Source organism: Hydrogenophaga sp., from assembly GCF_031426985.1.
Lineage (GTDB): Bacteria > Pseudomonadota > Gammaproteobacteria > Burkholderiales > Burkholderiaceae_C > Hydrogenophaga.
Genome location: NZ_JASJOY010000122.1, coordinates 39609 through 62941 on the forward strand (window position 1 = coordinate 39609; position 23333 = coordinate 62941).

Here is a 23333-nt window from a genome sequence, read left to right on the forward strand (position 1 = left end):
TGGGTCATGGCTCAGGACGTCTTCATCATGGGCAGCTTCAGGCCCTGCTTCTTCGCGGTCGCGATGGCGATGTCGTAGCCCGCGTCGGCGTGGCGCATCACGCCCGAGCCGCAGTCGTTGACCAGCACGCGCGCCAGGCGTTCGGCGGCGGCGTCGCTGCCGTCGGCCACGATCACCATGCCCGAGTGCTGCGAGTAGCCCATGCCGACGCCGCCGCCGTGGTGCAGGCTGACCCAGCTGGCGCCGCCGGCGGTGTTGAGCAGGGCGTTGAGCAGCGGCCAGTCGCTCACGGCGTCGGTGCCGTCCTTCATGGCCTCGGTCTCGCGGTTGGGGCTGGCGACCGAGCCGGTGTCCAGATGGTCGCGGCCGATCACGATCGGCGCCTTGAGTTCACCCTTGCGCACCATCTCGTTGAAGGCCAGGCCCGCCAGGTGGCGCTCGCCCAGGCCCAGCCAGCAGATGCGCGCCGGCAGGCCCTGGAAGGCGATGCGCTCGCGCGCCATGTCCAGCCAGCGGTGGGTGTGGTGGTTGTCGGGGAACAGTTCCTTGATCTTGGCGTCGGTCTTGTAGATGTCTTCCGGGTCGCCCGAGAGCGCGACCCAGCGGAACGGGCCCTTGCCCTCGCAGAACATGGGGCGGATGTAGGCGGGCACGAAGCCGGGGAAATCGAACGCGTTCTTCACGCCCTGGTCGAACGCGACCTGGCGGATGTTGTTGCCGTAGTCCACGGTGGGGATGCCCATGGCCTGGAAGTCCAGCATGGCCTGCACGTGCACGGCGCAGCCTTGGGCGGCCTCGGCGGTCAGGCGCTGGTGTTGCGCCGGATCGCGCTGCGCGGCTTTCCATTGTTCGACCGTCCAGCCGGCCGGCAGGTAGCCGTTGATCAGGTCGTGGGCCGAGGTCTGGTCGGTCACCAGGTCGGGCTTGATGCCACCGGCCTTCGCGCGCCGCACCAGCTCGGGCAGCACCTCGGCCGCGTTGCCCAGCAGGGCGATGGACACGGCTTCTTTTTTGGCGGTGTGTTCTTTGATGAGTTCAAGCGCATGGTCGATGTCGCGCGCCTGTTTGTCCACATAGCGGGTGCGCAGGCGGAAGTCGATGCTGCTCTGCTGGCACTCGATGTTGAGCGAGCAGGCGCCGGCCAGCGTGGCGGCCAGGGGCTGCGCACCGCCCATGCCGCCCAGGCCGGCGGTCAGGATCCAGCGGCCCGACAGATCGTTGCCGTAGTGCTGCTTGCCGGCTTCCACAAAGGTTTCAAACGTGCCCTGCACGATGCCCTGGCTGCCGATGTAGATCCAGCTGCCAGCGGTCATCTGGCCGTACATGAACAGGCCCTTGCGGTCGAGTTCATTGAAGTGTTCCCAGTTCGCCCACTGGGGCACCAGGTTGCTGTTGGCGATCAGCACGCGCGGCGCATTGGCGTGGGTCTTGAACACGCCGACCGGCTTGCCCGACTGCACCAGCAGGGTCTCGTCCTCGTTCAGGTCTTTCAGCGAGGCGAGGATCTGGTCGAAGCAGGCCCAGTCGCGCGCGGCGCGGCCGATGCCGCCGTAGACCACGAGGTGCTGCGGGTTCTCGGCGACCTCGGGGTCGAGGTTGTTCTGGATCATGCGGTAGGCGGCTTCGGCGATCCAGTTCTTGCAGCTGAGCTGGCTGCCGCGCGGGGCGCGGATCACGCGGGTCGGATCGAAGCGGGGGTCGGTTGAGGTGGTCATGGGGGTTCTCCAGAAGAAAGGCGGCGGGATCAGGCGATCCAGCCTTGGGCGAGGGCGACGTGGCCGACGGCGGCGGCCATCAGCAGGCTGAGCACGGTGCGCACGAACCAGACGGCAACCATCTGGCGCAGCGACAGCGGGATGCGCGTGGCGAGCACGCAGGGGATGGAACCCGAGAAGAACAGCACCGAGCTGACCGAGACCACGGCGGCGACGTAGCGCACCACCGGGTCGGCGCCCTTGAGCTGGATGGCGGGCAGGAACATCTCGGCCAGGCCCGAGGCCAGGGCCTTGGCGGTGGCCATGGGTTCGGCCAGGCCGGCGATCCACACGAAGGGCACGAGCAGCAGGCCCAGCAGGTCGAACACCGGCGTGTAGCGCGCCAGCAGCAGGCCGATCAGGCCCACGGCGAGGATGGTGGGCACCACGGCGCTGGCCATGGCGATGCCGTCGCGCAGGTTGACCTGCAGCACGCGCCACAGGGCGGGCGCGCCCTGTGCCTGGCTCAAACCCGCGTCCCAGGCGGCTTGCCAGCGGTTGCGGCCGGTGGGCAGGGCGTCGCTCACGCCACCGCTGTTGTCCATGCGCGAGATCGGCGGCATCCAGGCCGTGATGGCGGTGACCGCGAAGGCGATCACGAAGGTCGACCAGAAGTAGAAGTTCCAGGCCGGCATCAGGTTCAGCGTCTTGGCCACGATGATCATGAACGCGGCCGAGACGGTGGAGAAGCCGGTGGCGATGATGGCCGCCTCGCGCGCCGTGTACTTGCCTTCGAGGTAGACGCGGTTGGTGATCAGCAGGCCCACCGAGTAGCTGCCCACGAAGGACGCCACGGCGTCGATGGCCGAGTGGCCGGGCGTGCGCCAGATGGGGCGCATGACGGGCTGCATCAGCACCCCCACCAGCTCCAGCAGGCCGAAGCCGACCAGAAAGGCCAGCGCCACCGCGCCCAGCGGCACGATCAGGCCGACGGTGAGCGCCAGCTTGTCGAACAGGAAGGGCAGCATGTCCTTCTGGAACAGCACGGCCGGGCCGGTGCCGGTCAGGTACATCAGCGCCAGCACCAGGCCCAGGACCTTGAGCGCGCTGAACACGGCCGCGGTGGTGCTGGCGCGCCAGCTGCCGTTGACAAAAGGCGAGACCGCGCCCCAGACCATGAGCGCCAGCACGAAGGCAATCGCCAGCGGCCGCTGTTGCGTGGCCAGCCAGGTGGCGGCGTGGTCGAACAGGATGGTGGTCTTGCCGCCGATCTCGATCGGCAGGAAAAACATCACCAGCCCCAGGCAGCTGTAGACCGTCAGGCGCAGCAGCGCCGAGGCGCGACTGCTGGTCTGGGTGGGAATGACATGGGCGGTCATGGCAGGGTCTCCTCGGTTGAATGGCTATACAGGTGATTGATTTTTCATATGTAATGTATATACAACTTTATGGGCCACAATGCCCGGTGTCAAGGCAGCCCAGGGCCCGAAACGTCAGTAAAAACCCTATGTCCAACCCACAACCCGCCTACCTCACCATCAAGCAGTACGTGCTCGCGCGCATCCAGGACGGGACCTGGAAGCAGGGAGACGCCATTCCCGGTGAAGAGGCGCTGGCGCGCGAATTCGGCGTCTCGCGCATGACCGTCAACCGCGCGATCCGGGCGCTCAGCGACGAACAGATCGTCGAGCGGATTCAGGGCTCGGGCACCTTCGTCGCGCAGCAGAAGTACCAGGGCACGCTGGTCGAAATCCGCAACATCGCCGACGAAATCGCCGCCCGCGGGCACCGCCACCGCAGCGAACTGCAGCTGCTCGAACGCGCGCGGGCGGGGGAAGCCCTGGCGCGCCGCTTCGGCCTCAAGCCGGGTGCGACCCTGTTCCACTCGGTGGTGGTGCACTTTGAGAACGATCAGCCGATCCAGGTGGAAGACCGCCACGTCCACCCGCTGGCCGCACCGGACTACCTGGCGCAAGACTTCGCCACGCAGACGCCCAACGCCTATCTCATGCGGGTCGCACCGCTGCAGGGCGTGAGCTTCGAGATCGAGGCCTGCGAGGCGCCGCGGCCCATCGCCGAGCTGCTGCAGATGCGCGCCAGCGAACCCTGTCTGGTGCTGCACCGCCAGACGCACTCGCAGGGCGTGGTGGCGTCGGTGGCGTCCATGTGGCACCCGGCGTCCCGGTACCGCTTCACCGGCAGCTTCTGAGGTCCGGCGTCCACCGACGTGGCCCCCGACGGCATGGGCACCGGCCGGTGCTCAGAAGGCCCTGCCCGACCCGTGCCCCATGCGCCTGGCAGCGCACACCCGGGCCACCCGCCACGCGGCCGGTCCCGGGGGTGCTTGCAGGCGTTCAGACGAAGGTGATCTGCCGGGAGAACGGCATCTCGCGCAGCCGCACACCCGTGGCCGCAAAGATGGCGTTGGCCAGCGCCGGGGCGGCCGGCGGCACGGGCGGCTCGCCAGCGCCGCGCAGCTTGGCGCCGTGCGCCAGGCCCCGCACTTCGATGACCGGGCATTGGTTCAGCCGCATGCCGGGGTAGGCATGGAAGTTCGTCTGCTGAGCCATGCCGTCGGCATAGGTCACCTCGCAGTTCATCGCGTGGCCGAGTCCCCAGACCACAGCGCCCTTGACCTGGTTGTCGAAGTTGATCGGGTCGATGACCTGGCCAACGTCCAGCGCCACCCAGACCTTGTCGATGCGCACGCCCTGCGCCGTCTGCGTCACCTCGACCACCTGGGCACAAGGCACGCCGAAGGATTCGACCAAGGCCACACCTCGGCCTCGCCCGGGCGCCAGCTTCGCGCCCTGCCAGTTCGACATCGCAGCCACCGCTTCGAGCACCTGTCGGGCCACGGGGTCGCGCACCAGGCGCAGACGCTCCTGCATCGGGTCGGCGCCGGCCGCGTGGATCAGTTCGTCGAGGAAGCCGTCGGCAAAGAAGCCGGCCGACGACGCGCCTACCGAACGCCAGGAACTGGTGGGCGCCAGTTCGGGCACCCGGTAGGCCCGCACCCGGCAGTGCGGCAAGGCGTAGGGCAGGTTCCAGGCGCCGGCCGGAATCTGGCCGTCCGGGCCGGGCACCGACAGCCCGATCCGCTTCATTTGTGAGGCGCTGGACGAGACCGAGGCGATGTCCAGCGCGTACGCCTCGACTTGGCCGTTCTGGGTGCTGCCGCGTGCCCGGCCCATGGTGATCTGGCGCGGGAAGTCGTGCGCGAAGTCTTCCTCGCGGCTGAAGGTCAGCTTGATCGGCACGCCGGGCATCTGGCGGGCGATCTCGGCCACCAGGGTGATGTTCTCGAACTCCAGGCGATGGCCGAAGCTGCCGCCGCAGTACTGGTTGTGCAGATGGACCGCCTCGACGGCGACGCCGCAGACCTGGGCGACCTTCTCCTGCGCGAACCGCGGCACCTGGCTGCTGACCCAGACGTCGACACGCTCCGGCGTGACTTGGGCCACCGCCGACAGCGGCTCCATCGGGGCATGGGCCAGATAAGGCGCCCGGTACTCGGCGCTGATTGCCTTGGCGTCGAGGGTCGATTCCACATCGCCGTCGTTGCGCCACACCTTGTCCAGCCGCTCGGGGACAAACGACTCGGCCACGGCGCGCCAGTGCTCGGCCTGTTCCGGCGGATACGGCGCGGGCCCCCACTCGGCGTGGATGGCATTGACGGCCTGGAACGCACGCCAGGTGTTGTCGGCGATCACCGCGACGCCGTTCGTCACCGGCACGACCTTCTTCACGCCGCGCATGCCCGTCGCCGCCTGGGCATCGAAGCGGAGCATCGGCCCCCCTTGGCGCGGGTTCACCTTGACGGCGGCGTGCAGCATGCCTTCGAGGCGAAGGTCGATGCCAAAGGTCAGTGTCCCGGTGGATTTGGGGACGATGTCCAGCCGCGGCATGGGCTTGCCGATCAGCCGCCACTGCGAGGGGTCGCGCAGCGGGACATCCCGCGGGGGTTCGATGGCAGCCGCGTCCCGCGCCAGCGCCGTGTAGGGCAGGCGTCGCCCATCGGGCAGAACGACGTGGCCCTGCTCGGTCTTCAGCTGATCGACGGGCACACCGCTTTGCTTCGAGGCCGCCAGCTTGAGCGTTTCGCGCGCCACCGCGCCGGCCAGGCGCAGCTTGACGAAGCTGTCGGGCACGGTGCTGGAGCCGCCCGTGATTTGCAGCCCCAGGACCTTGACCACGGCACCCAGGGTCGAACGCATCGCCTCAGCGGTGGCGCTGGTGTCGGTCGACAGGAACGGCACCATCTCGTCGGCCGACGCGGTGTTGTAGTAGGCCGCACTCGGCGGGCCGGGCTCGACGCTGAACTGGCCCCAGGCCAGGTCGAGTTCCTCGGCGATCAGGGCCGCCTGCACCGAGCGCACGCCCTGGCCCAGGTCGGTGTGCGGCGCGATGAGCGTGACGCCCTTGGCGTCGATCCTGACCCAGGGGTTGAAAACGGTTTCGCCGTCCTGGCGTTCGGCCAGCAGCGGGTTCGCAGGCGTGCGGCGGACCAGATAGGTGCCGAAGGCGACGCCGCCAGCGATGGCGGCCGATCCGACGAGGAAGCTGCGGCGGGCAATGGTTCCCGGCCGGCTCATTGTGCGGCTCCGGCCAGCGCCTTGGCGGCGGCCCGCACCGCCTCGCGGATGCGCGGATAGGTCCCGCAGCGGCACAGGTTGCCCGACATCGCGGCATCGATCTCCGCATCGCTCGGCGCCGGTTGGGTGGCGAGGAAGGCCGCCGCCGTCATGATCTGGCCCGACTGGCAGTAGCCACACTGGGCGACCTGGTGCTCGATCCAGGCTTTCTGGACGATGTGCAGCGCGTTGGGCTGGCCCAGCCCCTCGACCGTGGTGACTTTGCCCTGCACCTGGCCGACCGGCAGGATGCACGAGCGCGTCGCCACACCGTCGAGGTGCACGGTGCATGCGCCGCAAACGCCCAGGCCGCAGCCGTATTTGGGGCCGGTGATGCCCAGCTCGTCCCGCAGCACCCACAGCAGTGGCATGTCGGGTTCGACATCGGGTTCGCGCATCTGGCCATTGACATTCAGGCGCATGGGCTTTCCTGGTTGGGATGAGAACGATGGGGGTGGTGGCGCGACAGCGGGTTCTAGGCGGCCGGCATCTGCTGCTGGATCAGGCGCAGACCTTCACTGTAGGGGGTCACCACAAAATCCGGGAAGCGCCGCTTGAACTTGCTGGAGTCGAACAGGTTGTCCTGGTGGTAGCGGGGCAGCAGCTCCCGGATCTCCCGGACCTCCTTCTTGAAGAGTCCGGCCAGCGTCATCGCAAAACGGCTGATGACCGTGTACGCCGGCGGTCGGCCAAACACCTCGGCGGCCTGGGCCACCAACGCCTGGTAGGTCGGCCGGTCGTCGTCGCAGGGCAGGTGCCAGGTCTGGCCGAAGGCGTCCGGGGCGTTGCCCAGGGCGGCCAAGGCACGGCTGGCATCCGGCGTCCAGATCAGGGTGCGGCGCGTGTCATCGCGCACCGGCACGCGGGGCTTCTGGCCCTGCTTGAGCGGGTCGATGACCAGCGCGTTCGTGAAGCTCTGCGTCTTGCCCGGGCCGTAAAACTCGGGCGCCCGGCCGATCAGCACCGGGATGTCGCCGCGCGCCATTTCCTCCAGCACCATGTTGGCCATCTCGGCGCGCACCCTCCCCTTGCGCCCGTTCGGCTCGAAGGGGGCGTCCTCCGTCAGCACGCGGTCGTCCTGCGGGTACATGTAGGTGTTGTCGAAATAGACGAACTTGGCGCCGGCCGCGCGGCTGGCGTCGAGCGCGTTGCGCAGCATGGTCGGGAACTGGGCTTCCCACAGCGCCGTGTCCGGTGGCAGACCGGCCGTGAAGTACACGACATCGCTGCCCTGGACCGCCGCGGCCGTTTGTTGGGCGTCGAGCAGATTGGCCGACACCAGCTCATCGGTGTCGTTGACCTTGCGCGGATTGCGGCTCACCAGCCGCAGGTCGCTGGTGTGGTGGCGCCGCAGTTCGCGGGCCAGTTCGACCGCGATCTGGCCGGTCGCGCCCAGAATGGTTTGCATGCTTGTCTCTCCGATCTCGAATGGTGGGGTGACAGAGTGGCTCACAAGGCCTTGGGGGCGTAGAGCGCGCCTTGAAAGTCCGGCACGTACTCGTACTTCACCAGCTTGCCCAGTTTCAACGCCTTGATGTAGGTCGACAGGCTCCCCTCGGTCAGCGTCAGCTTCACCGACTCGGCCTTGGTGCTGCTGGCATGGCTGAGCTGGCGCGACACCGAGTAGCCCGATGTCAGCTGTCCCTTCTGATCGACGTTGGTGAAGCTGTTCTTCACGAAGCTTTCCTTGCTGGACAGATCGCCGAGCTTTTGCGTCTCAAGCGTGAGGTCCGGTGTCCGGGTCTGGGCGTCCAGGACCTCGACCACCACCGACTGCGCCGTCTCGCGGTACGTGATCCCGGTCAGCCACTTGGGCAGGTTGTAGCCCACCACACCCCGCACCCGCGCCAGCTCGGTGTCCACCGGCAGCTTGAGCACATAGCCCCAGAAGTCGTCCGACATGGACTGGCCCAGCAGCGTGAACGGCCCGAAGCTGGTCGAACCCGGCCGGTTGGTGATGACGGACAGGCCGATTTCGTTGTAGCTGTCGTTGTCGCAGTAGCGGTAGGTGTAGGCGGTCAGCGCCACCAGACCGCGGCCCGGCCAGACCTGCAGCGGCTGGACCGCCGCCAGCACCTGGGCCGGCATCAGCGCCTTGAGCTGGTCCAGGTCGGCGGTGAAGATGGCCGTCACGCGGCTGTTCTGGTAATAGAAATTGGGCGACCAGGACTCGAAGCCGATGTCGACCTTTTCCTTCTTGAGTTGCTTGAACCAGCTCAGGTCCACCTCGGGCGCCTCGGCGGCGATGACCGACAGCGGGGGGTTGGATCGGAACCGGTCGTACAGCCCGCCCTTGACGACCGAGACCGGCTGGCCGGCCAGGTGGATGGTCGTCCATTCCGGTGGGGCGGGCTCGGCCGGTGCGGCCGCCCAGGTGGTGTGGGAGGCCAGGCCCAAAGCCAGGCCAATAGCCAGGCCGAAGGCGGCCAACGACGTGCTGTGGTTCATGGTGCAGTGCTCCAGGTGAGGTGGGGTTGGACGGGCGCCGCGCCCGCCCGGTGTGCAAACAGGGGGTGTGACGGGGTGGCTTATTGCGGGTCGGCCGCCAGCTGCGGACGCAGCAGCGCCAGCACCTGCTCGGCCACCACCTGGCCGGATTGCGGGTTCTGTCCCGTGACCAGCCGCCCGTCCGTGACGGCGAAGGCGGTGAAGGGCAACCAGGCGGTTTCGTACCGGGCGCCCGCCGCCGCCAGCGCGTCCTGCAGGAAAAATGGCACCTGGCTCCTCATGCCGGACAGGCGCTCTTCAACGTTGGAGAAGCCCGTCACACGGCGCCCGGCGATCAGCGGGCGGCCATCGGCGTCTTGCAATTGCATGAGGGCGGCATTGCCGTGGCAGACGGCCGAGACCACGCCGCCCTGGCGGTGAATGGACTCCGCCAGGCTCTTGAGGTCGGGCGCGTCACGGAAGTCCCACATCGTGCCGTGGCCGCCGGTGAAGTAGATCGCCGCGTACGCCGATGGGTCCACGTCGGCCGCGCGGCGGGTGTTCGCCAAGCGCGCCATGAACGCGGGATCGCGCAGGTGCGCCCGCGCCGAGGCGTCGAGGTAGAGCGAGCCCAGGCTGCGCTCGTCCAGCGGGCTCTGGCCGCCCGCAGGGCTGGCGATGTCCATGGCGATCCCGGCCGCCTGCATCACGTCCCAGAAATGCGTCAGTTCGGTCAGCCAGAGGCCGGTCTTGTCGTCGCGGCTCGGATAGTCCGCGTGATTGGTCACGATGATGAGCACGCGCGGCGCCGCGGCCGGCCCGGGCTGTTGAGCCTGCGCCTGGGACTGGGCCTGCGCCTGTCCCGTCAAGGCCAGTCCGGCCGTCGCGGCCAGCACCAGGGCGCCCTGGCGGATCTGCGCCACAACCGCCGAGCCCAGACGGCTCAGCGGGCCCGACCGGTTGGGGATGGCATGCGTTGCAACTGTTTTCATCGCGGTGTCCTCGGTTGACGATGACGCAACTCTAAGGTTAAAGTTAACTTCAGAGTCAAGCGAAATTTGAGGACCCCATGAAAATCGGCGAACTGGCCAAACACAGCGGTCTGGCACCGTCGCGCATCCGCTTCTATGAAAGCAGCGGGCTGATCCGCGGCGTCGAGCGCAAGGACAACGGCTACCGCGAGTACGGGCCCGAAGCGCTGTGGACGCTGGACATCATCACCAGCGCCCAGCGCGCCGGTTTCTCGCTCGATGAGATCCGCAACCTGCTGCCCAATGACCAGGCGCGGTGGCAACACGAGGCTTTGCTGGCCAGCCTGGAGCGCAAAGTGACCGAGATCGAATTGCTGCAGCAACGGCTGGCGCAAAACAAGGCGCAATTGCTGGTCGCCATCGACAGCGTGAAAAACCGTCCCGACGCCCTGGCCTGTACCGACCGTGCGCAGTGGGTGCTGGAAAAACTCAGAGAAAGCACCGGGGCCGCACCGAGCGAGCCGCCGAACGATGGCAGCAGCGCCTGAGCCGTCTCAGCAAGCCGCGCTGTTCACCACGCTGTGCGCGAGCGGGGCAAGGGTTCTGTCCGAGGCAGGCGTTTTGAAAAAGAGTGTCAACCGTCGGACTGGGGCGGCAATGTCACAGGCTTCCACTGACCGGCCCCCACGAGCCGGCCGAGAGGCCCCACAGAACGACTTGCAGGATCAAACAGACGGCGCACACTGAGGACGAACTGGTGCTCTCCAACTGGCACCCTGACTGTCGGCAATCGCGTTTCACACGTCCTCAACACTGGGGATGCACCCCGGTGCCCGCTTCACCGCACAAACTTGAAAAGTGGGACAACTTGCCTCCCCTCAAAACTTTGGAGGTGTCCAAATGTTTTACAAGTTGTTTGTTCCGCTCGCAGCGGGCGTCTTGTCCACGGGCTGCGCTTCGACCGCAGCGACATTCTTCAACCGGCCCGTCGTCGAAGACTCGGTCAAGGGCGTGATTTCCACGGTCTCGCTGGCGGCCGATCGCCGAACGGTCGTCGTGGTGACCGAAGGGCCCAACCGATCCCGATTCTGTGCCGAGCCTCCGCCTGACACGGCCACCGGCTTGTCGACCGAGCTCGAAGCCAAACTCGAAGCCAAGGCCCAATCGGAAAAGGTCCAGGCCGAGCTCGAAGGCAAAGGCGAATTCAATGAAAAGACGGCGACGTCCGTTACCGTGATAGCGGAGCGCACCGCTGCCCTGGACGCGTTTCGCACCGGCATCTACGCGCTGTGCCAACTGCACCTGAACGGAGCCATCAACCAGTCGGACGTCAAGCCGCTCTTCGAGAGTTTGCTCAGCACTTTCCGAGTCATCGAGCACGCGCGCTCTGTCAAGCCCTGAGTTGCCCGCGACGGCCGCTTGGCCGCCCAAGGACAGGCGGGGTTTGTCTACCGGAGCGGGGGCGATCCAGAGGTCGAAGCCCACCTGTGTCCTCTCTTGGCGCCCCTGAACGGAGCCCAAGATTTTTGGACACTTCTTGCTTTTTTGACACGTATTATTTTTACGGTCACCGCGGAATCACCCGCCATCGAAATCACTCCACGGTGAACGATGCCGGCAAGCTACGTAGCTTGTGCGCTACTCCAAAAATCATTTCCTATCCAACACCTCTGAGCATGTCTATCAATCCGCGACTGGATATTTGTTGCTGACGATCAGGTGGTAACTCAGCGCAATGACACGGCTCAGGAAATGCCTGTTCAACAGATACAGCGCCCAAGCCAGAACAGCACTCGTCACAAACACCGCGAATCCAAAAGCAAACTCACCACGATTGACCGCATACATCGTCACCAACAATCCAACGGCAACCGCAAGGTGTTTGACAGACCTGGCAATTGCGTGCATTTTTTTGGCGATGTCATGCAGACCGATCGCTTGCGACAGAACATTCGAATTCATGGGTATCGGGGGCACTTACCCCCTTCAATGGGTACGCGAAGACAAATCAGCACGGTTTCATACTGATTTTTTATTTTTAACATATTTGATTTTTTGTTGTGCATTTTTGCGATTTCGACATCATCGTTTTGACTATGTTGCATTTTTGATGCATTCTTTTTTCTGATAGCAATATCCGTCACACACTTGGATGCGACATAAATTATTAAGGGCGACAGTCGTCAATCCTGGGCGCATCAAGCGAAGCAAACGAACACCAGCTCTACCAGAACCGCAACCTGAGAAAGATGCGCGTCGCACGCCCACTGATTCCCAAACGCGTCGGCATTGAGTCCCCGCGGAACACACGCCCATGAAAAAGCCCCTCTGTCGCATGCGACGGAGGGGCTTTTCGTTCAGACCCGAAACACGAGCACAGGAGCGGGCGTGGTCCGGAAACGCCAGCCCCTTCAAACGGCGGGCACATTACCCACTAGCAAAACTACTCCACGGTGACGCTCTTGGCCAGGTTGCGGGGCTTGTCCACATCCGTTCCCTTGGCCAGGGCCGTGTGGTATGCCAGCAGCTGCAGCGGCACCACGTGCAGGATGGGTGAGAGCGCGCCGTAGTGCTCGGGCATGCGGATGACGTGGATGCCGTCGCTGCTGCTGATGCGGGTGTCGGCGTCGGCCAGCACATAGAGCACGCCGCCGCGCGCGCGCACTTCCTGCATGTTGCTCTTGAGCTTTTCCAGCAGCGCGTCGTTGGGTGCCACGGTGACCACGGGCATGGCGCTGGTCACCAGGGCCAGCGGGCCGTGTTTGAGTTCGCCGGCCGGGTAGGCCTCGGCGTGGATGTAGCTGATTTCCTTGAGCTTGAGCGCGCCTTCGAGCGCGATCGGGTAGTGCAGACCGCGCCCCAGGAACAGCGCGTTGTCCATGCGCGCGAAGTCTTCGGCCCAGCTGATGACCTGCGGTTCGAGCGCCAGCACGGCCTGCAGCGCCACGGGCAGGTGGCGCATGGCTTTGAGGTGTTCGGCTTCCTGCTCGTCGCTGAGCTTGCCGCGCACCTGGGCCAGCGCCAGCGTGAGCAGGAACAGGCCGGCCAGCTGGGTGGTGAAGGCCTTGGTGGAGGCCACGCCGATCTCGACCCCCGCGCGCGTGATGTAGGCGAGCTTGCACTCGCGCACCATGGCGCTGGTGGCCACGTTGCAGATGGTCAGCGTGTGCGGCATGCCCAGGCTCTGCGCATGGCGCAGCGCGGCCAGCGTGTCGGCGGTTTCACCGCTTTGCGTGATGGTGACGATCAGCGTGCGCGGATCGGGCACGCTGGTGCGGTAGCGGTATTCGCTGGCCACTTCCACCTGGGTGGGGATCTGCGCGATCTCTTCGAGCCAGTACTTGGCCGCGCAGCCGCTGTAGTAGCTGGTGCCGCAGGCCAGGATGAGCACGCGGTCGATCTGTTTGAAGATGCCGTAGGCGCCGTCACCGAACAGTTCGGGCGTGATGCCGCCCACGCCTTCGAGCGTGTCGCCAATGGCGCGCGGCTGCTCGAAGATTTCTTTCTGCATGTAGTGGCGGTACGGCCCCAGCTCGGCGGCGCCGCTGTGGGCGTGCACGGTCTTGACCGGGCGCTGCGCCGCGTCGTAGGCGCGGCCCTGGCCATCGGCCACCCAGTAGCGGCCCAGTTGCAGGTCCACCAGGTCGCCCTCTTCCAGGTACACGATCTGGTCGGTCACGCCGGCCAGGGCCATGGCATCGCTGGCCAGGAAATGTTCCTGACCGCCCTCACCCACGCCCAGCACCAGCGGCGAGCCGGCGCGTGCGCCGACCACGCGGTGCGGCTCGTCTTTGTGGAACACCGCCAGCGCGTAGGCGCCGTGCAGCTGCGCCACCGCGGCCTGCAGGGCGGCAAAAATGTCGCCTTCGTACAACGAATCGACCAGATGGGCGATGACCTCGGTGTCGGTCTGGCTCTCGAACACATAGCCCTTGGCCTGCAGGGCGGCGCGCAGTTCGTCGTGGTTTTCAATGATGCCGTTGTGCACCAGCGCCACCCGCCCGGCGGTGCCGTTGGTGGAGCTGTTGCCCGGGCCGTGGCTGAAGTGCGGGTGCGCGTTGTGCACCGCCGGCGCGCCGTGCGTGGCCCAGCGGGTGTGGGCAATGCCGGTGCCGCTGCCGATCTGTTCCGTCTTCACCTGCTCGGCCAGCTCGGCCACCCGGGCCGTGCTGCGCGCGCGCTTGAGGCCGCCCTGGTGCACCGCGACGCCACACGAGTCGTAGCCGCGGTATTCCAGCCGCAACAAGCCCTGAACCAACACCGGCACGATGTCGCGCCCCGAAACCCCTGCCACGATGCCGCACATATCTGCTCACTCCACTGGTTGGAAAAGCCGTGATGCTACCCAGCCCATCATGCAATGAATGTTCAAAATTCACGCCATCTTGATCAAATCATTCATCAGTTCATTTAGTTGAATTAATATTTCACAATGATAGAAAAAACGGAATCCATCGCCCTGGACGAAGCCGACCTGCGTTTGCTGGCGCTGCTGCAGGACGACGCCTCGCAGAGCAACCAGCGCCTGGCCGAGCGCGCCCATGTGTCGCCCCCCACCAGCCTGCGGCGCGTCAAGCGCCTGCGCGAAACGGGCCTGATCGAACGCGAGGTGGCGCTGCTCAACCCCGACCGGCTGGCGCAGCTGACGGGCCACGGCCTCACGGCGCTGCTGGAAATCACGCTGGAGCGGCAGGCCGCCGAACACCTGGACGCCTTCGAGGCCCGCGCCGTGGCCGAGCCGGCCGTGCAGCAGTGCTACCGCGTCAGCCCGGGGCCCGATTTCATGCTGGTGGCGCACACGCCCGACATGCCCGCCTACCGCGACCTGGCCCAGCGACTGTTCACCGCCGACGCCAACGTGCGCAACGTCAAGGCCTTCTTCAGCGTCAAACGTGCCAAGTTCGATCCCCGCCTGCCCCTGCCATCGGTCACAATAGAAAGTAGTAACAAAGGGTTATAGCTTTTCAGAAGAGGTGACATCTTCCTAGAATCGCAAAAACCCGAAATGAGCGAAAACCGGAGCACAAGATGTTGCCTTTGTGGATCACCCTGAGCCTGGCGCTCGCCATGGCCGGCCTGGGCTTCTGGGCCTACCGGCGCTATGGCGGCAAGGCGTCGGGGCGAGACGATCGCTACACGCCCGAGCGCATCCTCACGCCCGAGCAGGTGCACATGCTCGACTACCTGCGCGACACCTTCCCCGATCAGGTCGTGCTGCCCAACATGCTGCTCAAGGACATCCTGTCGGTGCGCCGCTCGTCCGACCACCGGCGCGCCCAGGAGCGGCTGCGCAACCACCGCGTGGATTTCGTGGTCTGTGGCGAGGACGGCCGTCCGGTGTTCGCCTTTGACATCGAGCAGTACCACCTGAGCAACGCCAAGCTCAAGGCGCACCAGAGCAAGCTGAAGAACCGCATCCTCAAGACGGCCGGCGTGCGGTTTCTGTTCCTCAAGGACGGCATCCACCGCATGCCCTCACCGGCGGACTTTCGCCAGCAGCTGAACCTGGCCGCACTGCCACAGCCCAAGCCCAAACAGGAACAGACCGAGAGCGTGCGCCAGCAGCTCGAATCCAAGTTCTCCGAATTCGACCAGCTCTACCCGGCCACGGGTTTTCGCGACTCCGACGTCATGGGCATGAGCAGCCTGATGAACCTGGAAGACGAAGAGACCGAGCGCGCCGCACGCCAGCGGCCCCCGTCGGCGCGCGCCCATGCATTGAAAAGGGCATAGAGCCCCCACGCTCCGCCGCTGCGCGGGTCGCTGCCCCAAAACCGGGAAGGGACCCGGTCCTCGCCGGGTCCGGGGGCTGGGCCTGCCTTGGGGGCGGCCCGGCGGCTGGCCCGTCGCCCCCACGCTCCGCCACTGCGCGCGTCAGCCCTTCTTCTTCACCGGTCGTTGCCAGTTGGCAATGCTGACCTGTTTGCCACGCGCCACGCTCAGGGCGCCCGGCTCGGTGCTCTTGGTGATGGTGGAACCGCCGCCGATGGTGCCGCCGGCGCCGATGGTGACCGGCGCCACCAGCACGCAGTTGCTGCCCACGTGCACGTCGGCCTCGATCACGGTGCGGTGCTTGTTGGCGCCGTCGTAGTTGGCGGTGATGCTGCCGGCGCCGTAGTTCACCCGCTCGCCCACGGTGGCATCGCCCAGGTAGGCCAGGTGGTTGGCCTTGGCACCGGCGGCCAGGGTCGAATTTTTCACTTCCACGAAGTTGCCGATGTGCACCTCGGCCCCCAGCTGCGCGCCGGGGCGCAGGCGGGCGAACGGGCCGATCAGCGCACCCGCGCCCACGCCCACGCCCAGCTTTTCGCCGTCGATGTGGGTGAAGGGGTGGATCACCGCACCGTCGTCGATGCGGGCGTTGGCGATCACGCAGTTCGCGCCGATGCGCACGCCGTTGCCCAGGCTCACCGAACCTTCGAACACGCAGTTGACGTCGATCTCCACGTCCTGGCCGCAGGCCAGTTCACCGCGCAGGTCGAAGCGGGCCGGGTCGGCCAGGCGCACGCCCTGCTCCATGAAGGCGTCGGCCAGGCGGCGCTGGTGGGCACGCTCCAGCTCGGCCAGCTGCACCGGGCTGTTGACGCCGGCCACCTGCACCGCGTCGCTGATGCGGTGGGCTTTCACCGTCTGGCCGTCGGCCACGGCGAACTTGACCACGTCGGTCAGGTAGTACTCGTTCTGGGCGTTGCGGTTGTCCAGCCGAGCCAGCCAGCCGCGCAGCAGGCGGGTGGGCACGGCCATGATGCCGCTGTAGATCTCGGTGATGGCTTTCTGCGCCTCGCTGGCGTCCTTCTGCTCGACGATGGCCTGCACCGCAGCATCCGCACCGCGCACGATGCGCCCGTAACCGGTGGGGTTGGCCATGTCCAGCGTCAGCAGGGCCAGGTGCTGGCCGCCGCACAGGTCGATCAGGGCCTGCAGCGTGTCGGCGCGCGTCAGTGGCACGTCGCCCGACAGCACCAGGGTCACGCCGTCGTCCGGCAGCACCGGGGCCGCCTGCTGCACCGCGTGGCCGGTGCCCAGCTGCGGCTCCTGCCGCACGAAGCGCAGTGCGGTGGCGCCACCGGCCGGCGCCGTCAGGCCGGCCTCGACCTGATCGGCCCCATGGCCGGTGATGACCACCACCGAACGCGCCGATAACCGCGCGGCGGTGTCGATCACGTGCTGGGCCAGCGCACGGCCGCCCAGCCGGTGCAACACTTTGGGTTTGCTGCTTTTCATGCGCGTGCCTTTGCCGGCCGCCATCACCACCACATCCACAGGGAACGTCATGCACACCTCGCTGGGGGCGCCCATGCACCCCGTGTTTCGAATGGCGCAAATTATCGCCGCCCGCTTCTGGCGTCCTCTGGCACTGGCCGCCGTCGCCGCGCTGCTGCTAGCCGGCTGCAGCGCGCTGCGGCTGGGCTACCAGCAGGCACCGTCGCTGATTTACTGGTGGGTGGACGGTTACGCCGATCTGGACGATGCACAGAGCGGCCGCGTGCGGCAGGACATCGACCGCTTCCTGGCCTGGCACCGGCAGACCGAGCTGCCCGCCTACGCCGACCGGCTGCGGCAGTGGCGGGCGCTGGCGGCGGCCGACCTGTCGGCCGAGCAGGTGTGTGCCCAGACCGAGGTGCTGCGCACCGTCGCCACCCGGCTGATCGAGCGCGGGCACGAACCGCTGGCGCGGCTGGCGCTGTCGCTCACGCCCGCGCAGCTGCAGCACATGGAACGCCACCAGGCCAAAAGCAACGAGGGCTTCGAGAAAGACTTCCTGCGCGGCAGTGCCGAGCAGCGGCTCGAACGCCGCCTGGAGCGCGCGGTGGACCGCTACGAAACCATCTATGGCGCGCTGAGCAACGCCCAGGTGGCGCAGGTGCGCCAGAGCCTGCGGGACGCGCCCTTCGACCCCGCCCGCACGCTGGCCGACCGGCGGGCGCGCCAGGCCGAGCTGCTGGGCCTGATCCGCCAGCTGCAGGCCGCGCAGGCGGGCCGCACCGCCGGCGACGGCCCCGCCCCCCGGGCCGCGGCGCAGGCCCTGCAGGCCTGGTTGCAACGCGGCCTGTTCGCCGCGCCCAGCGCGGGCGGCGAGGCGGCGGGCTGGGTGCGCCACGGCTGCCAGGCCTTCGCCGCGCTGCACAACAGCACCAGCGCCGCCCAGCGCCAGCACGCGCAGCAGGAGATCCGGCGCTACGAGGACGACCTGCGCGCGCTCGCCGCACAGGACTGAGCGGCCGGGCCCACCGCGCCCCGTTTCGGACACCACCTCCCCGCCCGGCGGCACGGGCGTGGTGCGCAGACCGCTGCGCAACGGGCTGTGCGCACACATCTGGCGCACCCAACTTGCATACAAGACCTGCATGGCGTTGGCACGCTTCTCGCAAACACGGTGGGCATGGTCAGCTCCACCGACATCGCCCAACGCATCATCGAAGCCATCCTGGCGCAGCGCCTGGCGCCCGGCACGCGCCTGGGCGAACAGAACCTCTCGATGCTGTTCGACTGCAGCCGCACCCTGGTGCGCGAGGCGCTGGTGCGGCTGGCCGCGCGCGGCATCGTCACCGTCAGTTCGCGCCGCGGCTGGTACGTGGTGCAGCCCTCGCACGACGAGGCGCGTGAGGCTTTCGAGGCGCGCCGCGTCATCGAGACCGGGCTGATCCGCCGCCACGGCGCGGTGGACAAGGCCGCCATCAAACGCCTGCGCCAGCACGTCAAACAGGAACAGGCCGCCCTCAAGGGCAGCGACGTGGGCCAGCGCAGCTACCTGCTGGGCGACTTCCACGTCTGCCTGGCCGAATGCCTGGGCAACCAGCTGCTGGCCGACACGCTGCGCGACTACACCGCCCGCACCACGCTGATCGCCATGCTCTACCAGAGCACGCACGACGCGGTGCAGTCCTGCCAGGACCACGTGGCCATCGTCGAGGCGCTCGAGCGCGGCGATGTTCCCGAAGCCGAGCGCCTGATGGAAGAACACATCGGCCAGGTGCAGGCCGCCCTGCGCCTGGCGCCGGTGGACGACCCGCTGGCCGACCTGCGGCAGGCGCTGGCACCGGTCAAGCCGCCCGCCCCCGTTTCCCCCTCCTCCACCCCTTCCGCTGAAACCTACCTAGGAGCCCTGCTGTGAACCTGAACAAACGCACCTTCGTCGCCACCACCCTCGCCCTGGCCGCTGTGGCCGCCACCGGCGCCGCCCACGCCCAGTCCGCGCTGGACAACGTGATGAAGGCCAAGGCCATCAAGATCGCCATCCCGACCGACTTCCCGCCCTACGGCTTCGTCGGCACCGACCTGCAGCCCCAGGGCCTGGACGTGGACATGGCGAAGTACATCGCCGCCAAGCTGGGCACCAAGGTGGAACTGGTGCCGGTGACCAGCGCCAACCGCATCCCCTACCTGCAGACGCAGAAGGCCGACCTCGTCATCTCCACCCTGGGCAAGAACCCCGAGCGCGAGAAAGTGATCGACTTCACCGTCGCCTACTCGCCCTTCTTCCAGGCCGTGTTCGCGGCCAAGTCGCTGCCGGTCACGTCGTTCGCCGACCTGGCGGGCAAGTCGGTCGGCGTCACGCGCGGCGCCATCGAAGACCAGGAGCTGAGCAAGGTCGCGCCGGCCACCGCCGACGTCAAACGTTTTGAAGACAACAACGCCACCGTCTCGGCCTTCGTCTCGGGTCAGGTGCAGGTGATCGCGACCGGCGCGTCGGTGGCCGGCAACCTGATGGCGCGCAACCCGCAGCTGGGCACCGAATACAAGCTGCTGCTCAAGGACAGCCCGAACTTCATCGGCGTGGCCAAGGGGGAAGACGCGCTGCGCAGCAAGGTCAACGAGATCATCCTGGCGGCCAAGAAGGCGGGCGACATCGACGCGATGGCGAAGAAGTGGCTGGGCCGCCCCGCCGGCAACCTGCCCGAATAAACCAAGCCCCCACGCTCCGCCGCTGCGCGGGTCGCTGCCCCCCGAGGGGACTGATTCGCCTTGGGGGCGGCCCGGCGGCGAATCGCGCCTGAACTTTGCGAAAGACCTAATCACATGCGCATCGAATTCGACTTCCTGGCCGTGCTGGCGCAGTGGCCGCTGCTGCTGCACGGCGTGGCCTGGACGCTGGGCCTGACCGCCGTCTCGGCCCTGCTGGGCGTGGCGCTGGGTGTGGCCTGCGCCTGGGCGCGCAGCCACGGGCCGGGGTGGCTGCGCTGGGGGGTGGGGGCCTATGTGGAGACCATCCGCAACACGCCCTTCATCGTGCAGCTGTTCTTCGTGTTCTTCGGGCTGCCGGCGGCGGGCGTGAAGCTCACGCCCGAGATCGCCTCGGTGATCGCGATGGTGATCAACCTCGGCGCCTACGCGGCCGAGATCGTGCGCGCCGGCATCGAGGCCACACCCAAAGGGCAATACGAAGCGGCGGCCAGCCTGGCGCTGAACAAGGCGCAGACCTTTGTGCACGTGGTGCTGCCGCCCGCGCTGCGCAAGGTCTGGCCGGCGCTGACCAGCCAGATCATCATCGTCATGCTCGGCTCGGCGGTGTGCGGTCAGATCGCGACCGAGGAACTGAGCTACGCGGCCAACCTGATCCAGAGCCGCAACTTCCGCGCGTTCGAAGCCTTCATCGTCGCGACAGGTCTCTACCTGCTGCTGTCCGTCGGCGTGCGTGCCCTGCTGAACTGGGCCGGCCCCCGTTTCATCTTTGGTCGCGGAGGTGCCCGTGGTTGACTTCACCCTCTGGGACATCCTGCGCAACCTGCTGCTGGCCGCGCGCTGGACGGTGGCGCTCTCGCTGGTCGCCTTCATCGGTGGCGGCCTGGTCGGGCTGTTGCTGCTGGTGGCGCGCACCGCGCGCTGGCCGGGCGCCGAACGCTTCGTGGCCGGCTACGTGCAGCTCTTTCAAGGCACGCCGCTGCTGATGCAGCTGTTCCTGGCCTACTTCGGCCTGGCGCTGTTCGGCGTCGACACCTCGGCCTGGGTCTCGGCCGCGCTGGCGCTCACGCTCTACACCAGCGCCTTCCTGTGCGAAATCTGGCGCGGCTGCGTGGCCTCGGTCCCCAGGGGGCAGTGGGAGGCGGCGCAGAGCCTGGCGCTGAGCTTTGCCGAGCAGCTGCGCCACGTGGTGCTGCCGCAGGCCACGCGCATCGCGATCGCACCCACCGTGGGCTTTCTGGTGCAGGTCATCAAGGGCACGGCGCTGGCTTCGGTGATCGGCTTCGTCGAGCTGACCAAGGCCGGCACCATGATCACCAACGCCACCTTCCAGCCCTTCCTGGTCTACAGCTGCGTGGCCCTGATGTACTTTGCGCTGTGCTTCCCGGTGAGCCTGACCGCGCGCGCTCTCGAAAGGAAAATGAATGCCGTCAGGTGAACACCCCCCTGCGTCGCGTCGCGCCTTCCCCCCAGGGGGACGCAACCAGCGGCCGGGCCAAGCCCGTTCCGCGGTTGCCTTGCCTCAAACCCTCCCGCCCGCACCCTTGCCATGACCACCAGCAACCCGATCGTTGAGATTCAACAACTGCGCAAATCCTTTGGCAGCAACGAGGTGCTCAAGGGCATCGACCTGCAGGTCAAACGCGGCGAGGTGATCGCCATCATCGGCAAGAGCGGCTCGGGCAAGAGCACGCTGCTGCGCTGCATCAACGGGCTGGAAGTGTTCCAGTCCGGCAGCCTGAGCGTGGACGGGCAGCCGCTGCTGCACGACAACGCGGCCGCGATGCGCGAGTTGCGCCAGCACGTCGGCATGATCTTCCAGCAGTTCAACCTGTTCCCGCACCTGAGCGTGGGCCGCAACGTGATGCTGGCCCCCGGCCTCGTGAAGAAGACCGACAAGGCCAGCGGCGAACAGCGCGCGCGCCAGCTGCTGGCCCGCGTGGGCCTGGGCGAGAAGTTCGACGCCTGGCCCGACCAGCTCTCGGGCGGTCAGCAGCAGCGCGTGGCCATCGCCCGCGCCCTGGCCATGGACCCGGCCGTGCTGCTGTGCGACGAGATCACGTCCGCACTGGACCCCGAACTGGTGGGCGAGGTGCTGCGCGTGGTGGAGTCGCTGGCCGACGAGGGCATGACGCTGCTGATGGTCACGCACGAAATGAACTTTGCCCGCAAGGTCAGCGACCGCGTGATCTTCATGCACCAGGGCCGGGTGCACGAGATGGGCCCACCCGATGAACTGTTCAGCCGCCCGCAGACGCCGGAACTGCAGCAGTTCCTGGCGTCGATCACCGACTGAACACGACCCACACCACCAGCAGGGACGCGAACGTCACCGGCAGGCCGGTGAGCAGGTGGCGTTTCCAGTCGAGCACGATGCCTTCCTTGGCCGCGAGGTCGGCCACGATGAGGTTGGCGATCGAGCCCACCAGCAGCAGGTTGCCGGCGAAGGTGCTCACCAGCGCCAGCAGCACGCCGGCCTGATGCGGGTCGGCCCCCAGGTGCGGCAGCAGCAGCATGACCGCCGGCACGTTGGACACCAGGTTGGACAGCACCGTGCCCAGCACCAGCAGGGCGCCCGGGTCGGTCAGGTGCACGCCCTGCGCCGCCAGCCAGGCCACGGCCTCGCCGGCCAGCCCGGTCTGGCCGAAGGCGTGGTTGACCACGAACAGGCCGATGAACAGCAGCAACAGCGGCCAGTCCACAAAGCCCATCACGTCGGCCGAGTGGAAGCGGCGGGACAGCAGCAGCACCGCCGCGCCCACCAGCGCGGCCACGTCGCGGTTCCATTCGGTGAACAGGAACACGCCCATCAAAGCGGTGGCCACGGCCAGGCCCTTGGCGGTCTGCCAGCGATCGAACGGCTCCCCCGCCATCTGCACCTGCACGGCCACCGGGCGGCGCAGTTCGGGCGCGCCGGTGCGGGCACCGGGCCCATAGGCCAGCCAGGCCCAGAGGAGCGCCAGGCTGATGGCCACCGGCGCTGCGGCGGCGTGCAGGTAGGCCCCGAAGGGCAGCCGCAGCACCGAACCGATCAGCATGTTCTGCGGATTGCCAATCAGCGTGGCGGCCGAGCCGATGTTGGCCGCACAGGCCAGCCCGATCAGGAACGGGATCGGGTTGAGCCCGCGCTGCAGGCACAGGCGGGCGACCACCGGCGTCATGGCCAGGCAGATGATGTCGTTGGAGAAGATGGCCGACAGCCCGCCGGCCATGGCGATCAGCGCCGCCAGCAGGCCCGCGCGCGAGAGCGGCAGCGCGCCCACGCGGCGCGTGACCTCGGTGTAGAAGCCGCCCAGCCGCATCTGCGCCGACACCACCATGAAGGCGAACAGCAGCACGATGGTGGGCAGGTCCACCGAGCGTGCCGCCTCTTCCAGCGGCATGCCGGTCAGCGCGATCACCGCGATCGCGCCCAGCAGGGCCACGCCGGAACGGTCGAGCTTCAGGCGCGGCAGACCGCCCAGGAACATGCCCAGGTAGACCGTGGCGAAGACGGCGACCACGGCCCAGTCGGCGGTGGCATGCGGCGAGAAAAAAGACATGGGCAACGGATCGGTTGGAGAGCGGTGATCGTAGCGCCGGGCAGCAAAAAGCCGCCCGAAGGCGGCCTTGAAAATGGGCCCGGCGGGCGGATCAGCCCTGCAGGGCTTTCCACATTTCCATGTCGCGCTCGGCGGTCCAGATGCGCGGGTTCTTGATGCCGC

General features: G+C 67.3%; 22 protein-coding genes. 11 read left to right on the forward strand and 11 right to left on the reverse strand.

Annotation, left to right across the window (positions count from 1 at the left end):
* Positions 1-11: 11 nt before the first annotated feature.
* Together hutU and RMP09_RS15145 are read right to left on the reverse strand one after the other, a co-directional pair.
* Positions 12-1715: a urocanate hydratase gene (hutU, locus tag RMP09_RS15140; protein WP_310566815.1), complete on the reverse strand. Its 1704-nt coding sequence runs from the start codon at positions 1713-1715 to the stop codon at positions 12-14.
* 29 nt (positions 1716-1744) lie between these two features.
* Positions 1745-3073, reverse strand: a complete 1329-nt coding sequence (locus RMP09_RS15145) for a YjiH family protein (protein ID WP_310566816.1) — start codon at positions 3071-3073, stop codon at positions 1745-1747.
* A 128-nt stretch (positions 3074-3201) separates the two neighbouring features.
* Between RMP09_RS15145 and hutC the strand changes: the two genes are divergently transcribed.
* Positions 3202-3903: a histidine utilization repressor gene (gene hutC / locus RMP09_RS15150; RefSeq protein WP_310566817.1), complete on the forward strand. Its 702-nt coding sequence runs from the start codon at positions 3202-3204 to the stop codon at positions 3901-3903.
* 145 nt (positions 3904-4048) lie between these two features.
* On the opposite strand, the gene RMP09_RS15155 is transcribed toward hutC, so the two are convergent.
* From RMP09_RS15155 to RMP09_RS15175, 5 genes are all read right to left on the reverse strand, one after another.
* Entirely contained in the window at positions 4049-6289 is a 2241-nt protein-coding gene (locus RMP09_RS15155; protein ID WP_310566818.1) for a xanthine dehydrogenase family protein molybdopterin-binding subunit, read from the reverse strand.
* Complete coding sequence (locus RMP09_RS15160; RefSeq protein WP_310566819.1) at positions 6286-6750, reverse strand: 2Fe-2S iron-sulfur cluster-binding protein; 465 nt, start codon at positions 6748-6750, stop codon at positions 6286-6288. The genes RMP09_RS15155 and RMP09_RS15160 overlap by 4 nt, the downstream gene beginning before the upstream one ends.
* A 53-nt stretch (positions 6751-6803) precedes the next feature.
* A complete protein-coding gene (locus RMP09_RS15165; RefSeq protein WP_310566820.1) occupies positions 6804-7736 on the reverse strand; it encodes an SDR family oxidoreductase in 933 nt (310 codons plus the stop codon).
* Between the two features lie 41 nt (positions 7737-7777).
* Complete coding sequence (locus tag RMP09_RS15170; RefSeq protein ID WP_310566821.1) at positions 7778-8776, reverse strand: acetoacetate decarboxylase (ADC); 999 nt, start codon at positions 8774-8776, stop codon at positions 7778-7780.
* 80 nt (positions 8777-8856) lie between these two features.
* Positions 8857-9747 (reverse strand): type 1 glutamine amidotransferase domain-containing protein, encoded by an 891-nt coding sequence (locus RMP09_RS15175; RefSeq protein ID WP_310566822.1) that lies wholly within the window; start codon positions 9745-9747, stop codon positions 8857-8859.
* Positions 9748-9824: 77 nt separating this feature from the next.
* On the opposite strand from RMP09_RS15175, the gene RMP09_RS15180 reads away from it, so the two are divergent.
* Complete coding sequence (locus tag RMP09_RS15180) at positions 9825-10274, forward strand: MerR family transcriptional regulator (protein WP_310566823.1); 450 nt, start codon at positions 9825-9827, stop codon at positions 10272-10274.
* A 352-nt stretch (positions 10275-10626) separates the two neighbouring features.
* Positions 10627-11127, forward strand: a complete 501-nt coding sequence (locus tag RMP09_RS15185) for a hypothetical protein (RefSeq protein ID WP_310566824.1) — start codon at positions 10627-10629, stop codon at positions 11125-11127.
* Between the two features lie 282 nt (positions 11128-11409).
* On the opposite strand, the gene RMP09_RS15190 is transcribed toward RMP09_RS15185, so the two are convergent.
* Together RMP09_RS15190 and glmS are read right to left on the reverse strand one after the other, a co-directional pair.
* Positions 11410-11688: a hypothetical protein gene (locus RMP09_RS15190; RefSeq protein ID WP_310566825.1), complete on the reverse strand. Its 279-nt coding sequence runs from the start codon at positions 11686-11688 to the stop codon at positions 11410-11412.
* Positions 11689-12169: 481 nt separating this feature from the next.
* Positions 12170-14032 carry a glutamine--fructose-6-phosphate transaminase (isomerizing) gene (gene glmS / locus RMP09_RS15195; RefSeq protein ID WP_310566826.1) on the reverse strand — a complete coding sequence of 621 codons (1863 nt, stop codon included), beginning with the start codon at positions 14030-14032 and terminating at the stop codon, positions 12170-12172.
* 126 nt (positions 14033-14158) lie between these two features.
* On the opposite strand from glmS, the gene RMP09_RS15200 reads away from it, so the two are divergent.
* Entirely contained in the window at positions 14159-14686 is a 528-nt protein-coding gene (locus tag RMP09_RS15200; protein WP_310566827.1) for an Lrp/AsnC family transcriptional regulator, read from the forward strand.
* 68 nt (positions 14687-14754) lie between these two features.
* Positions 14755-15459, forward strand: coding sequence for a DUF2726 domain-containing protein (locus RMP09_RS15205; RefSeq protein WP_310566828.1), 705 nt, complete (start codon positions 14755-14757; stop codon positions 15457-15459).
* Positions 15460-15600: 141 nt separating this feature from the next.
* Here the strand turns inward: RMP09_RS15205 and glmU are convergent, their stop codons facing one another.
* On the reverse strand, positions 15601-17001 hold the full coding sequence (gene glmU, locus RMP09_RS15210) for a bifunctional UDP-N-acetylglucosamine diphosphorylase/glucosamine-1-phosphate N-acetyltransferase GlmU (RefSeq protein WP_310566829.1): 1401 nt from the start codon (positions 16999-17001) through the stop codon (positions 15601-15603).
* 40 nt (positions 17002-17041) lie between these two features.
* On the opposite strand from glmU, the gene RMP09_RS15215 reads away from it, so the two are divergent.
* From RMP09_RS15215 to RMP09_RS15240, 6 genes are all read left to right on the forward strand, one after another.
* A complete protein-coding gene (locus RMP09_RS15215) occupies positions 17042-17944 on the forward strand; it encodes a DUF6279 family lipoprotein (protein WP_310566830.1) in 903 nt (300 codons plus the stop codon).
* 165 nt (positions 17945-18109) lie between these two features.
* Positions 18110-18841, forward strand: coding sequence for a GntR family transcriptional regulator (locus RMP09_RS15220; RefSeq protein ID WP_310566831.1), 732 nt, complete (start codon positions 18110-18112; stop codon positions 18839-18841).
* A 2-nt stretch (positions 18842-18843) separates the two neighbouring features.
* A complete protein-coding gene (locus tag RMP09_RS15225; RefSeq protein WP_409559738.1) occupies positions 18844-19632 on the forward strand; it encodes a transporter substrate-binding domain-containing protein in 789 nt (262 codons plus the stop codon).
* 114 nt (positions 19633-19746) lie between these two features.
* On the forward strand, positions 19747-20424 hold the full coding sequence (locus RMP09_RS15230) for an amino acid ABC transporter permease (RefSeq protein ID WP_310566833.1): 678 nt from the start codon (positions 19747-19749) through the stop codon (positions 20422-20424).
* Positions 20417-21067, forward strand: a complete 651-nt coding sequence (locus tag RMP09_RS15235) for an amino acid ABC transporter permease (protein ID WP_310566834.1) — start codon at positions 20417-20419, stop codon at positions 21065-21067. The genes RMP09_RS15230 and RMP09_RS15235 overlap by 8 nt, the downstream gene beginning before the upstream one ends.
* A gap of 111 nt (positions 21068-21178) precedes the next feature.
* Positions 21179-21925 carry an amino acid ABC transporter ATP-binding protein gene (locus RMP09_RS15240; RefSeq protein WP_310566835.1) on the forward strand — a complete coding sequence of 249 codons (747 nt, stop codon included), beginning with the start codon at positions 21179-21181 and terminating at the stop codon, positions 21923-21925.
* Here the strand turns inward: RMP09_RS15240 and RMP09_RS15245 are convergent.
* On the reverse strand, positions 21915-23171 hold the full coding sequence (locus RMP09_RS15245; protein WP_310566836.1) for an anion transporter: 1257 nt from the start codon (positions 23169-23171) through the stop codon (positions 21915-21917). The genes RMP09_RS15240 and RMP09_RS15245 overlap by 11 nt on opposite strands.
* Between the last annotated feature and the right edge of the window lie 162 nt (positions 23172-23333).

Coding starts and splice junctions, on each gene's coding strand:
- RMP09_RS15240 (WP_310566835.1), top strand. CDS start 21,179: ATGACCACCAGCAACCCGATCGTTGAGATTCAACAACTGCGCAAATCC.
- RMP09_RS15165 (WP_310566820.1), bottom strand. CDS start 7,736: ATGCAAACCATTCTGGGCGCGACCGGCCAGATCGCGGTCGAACTGGCC.
- RMP09_RS15245 (WP_310566836.1), bottom strand. CDS start 23,171: ATGTCTTTTTTCTCGCCGCATGCCACCGCCGACTGGGCCGTGGTCGCC.
- RMP09_RS15170 (WP_310566821.1), bottom strand. CDS start 8,776: ATGAACCACAGCACGTCGTTGGCCGCCTTCGGCCTGGCTATTGGCCTG.
- RMP09_RS15155 (WP_310566818.1), bottom strand. CDS start 6,289: ATGAGCCGGCCGGGAACCATTGCCCGCCGCAGCTTCCTCGTCGGATCG.
- glmS (WP_310566826.1), bottom strand. CDS start 14,032: ATGTGCGGCATCGTGGCAGGGGTTTCGGGGCGCGACATCGTGCCGGTG.
- RMP09_RS15190 (WP_310566825.1), bottom strand. CDS start 11,688: ATGAATTCGAATGTTCTGTCGCAAGCGATCGGTCTGCATGACATCGCC.
- RMP09_RS15215 (WP_310566830.1), top strand. CDS start 17,042: ATGGCGCAAATTATCGCCGCCCGCTTCTGGCGTCCTCTGGCACTGGCC.
- RMP09_RS15160 (WP_310566819.1), bottom strand. CDS start 6,750: ATGCGCCTGAATGTCAATGGCCAGATGCGCGAACCCGATGTCGAACCC.
- RMP09_RS15230 (WP_310566833.1), top strand. CDS start 19,747: ATGCGCATCGAATTCGACTTCCTGGCCGTGCTGGCGCAGTGGCCGCTG.
- RMP09_RS15205 (WP_310566828.1), top strand. CDS start 14,755: ATGTTGCCTTTGTGGATCACCCTGAGCCTGGCGCTCGCCATGGCCGGC.
- RMP09_RS15175 (WP_310566822.1), bottom strand. CDS start 9,747: ATGAAAACAGTTGCAACGCATGCCATCCCCAACCGGTCGGGCCCGCTG.
- RMP09_RS15200 (WP_310566827.1), top strand. CDS start 14,159: ATGATAGAAAAAACGGAATCCATCGCCCTGGACGAAGCCGACCTGCGT.
- RMP09_RS15145 (WP_310566816.1), bottom strand. CDS start 3,073: ATGACCGCCCATGTCATTCCCACCCAGACCAGCAGTCGCGCCTCGGCG.
- hutC (WP_310566817.1), top strand. CDS start 3,202: ATGTCCAACCCACAACCCGCCTACCTCACCATCAAGCAGTACGTGCTC.
- RMP09_RS15185 (WP_310566824.1), top strand. CDS start 10,627: ATGTTTTACAAGTTGTTTGTTCCGCTCGCAGCGGGCGTCTTGTCCACG.
- hutU (WP_310566815.1), bottom strand. CDS start 1,715: ATGACCACCTCAACCGACCCCCGCTTCGATCCGACCCGCGTGATCCGC.
- glmU (WP_310566829.1), bottom strand. CDS start 17,001: ATGACGTTCCCTGTGGATGTGGTGGTGATGGCGGCCGGCAAAGGCACG.
- RMP09_RS15180 (WP_310566823.1), top strand. CDS start 9,825: ATGAAAATCGGCGAACTGGCCAAACACAGCGGTCTGGCACCGTCGCGC.
- RMP09_RS15220 (WP_310566831.1), top strand. CDS start 18,110: ATGGTCAGCTCCACCGACATCGCCCAACGCATCATCGAAGCCATCCTG.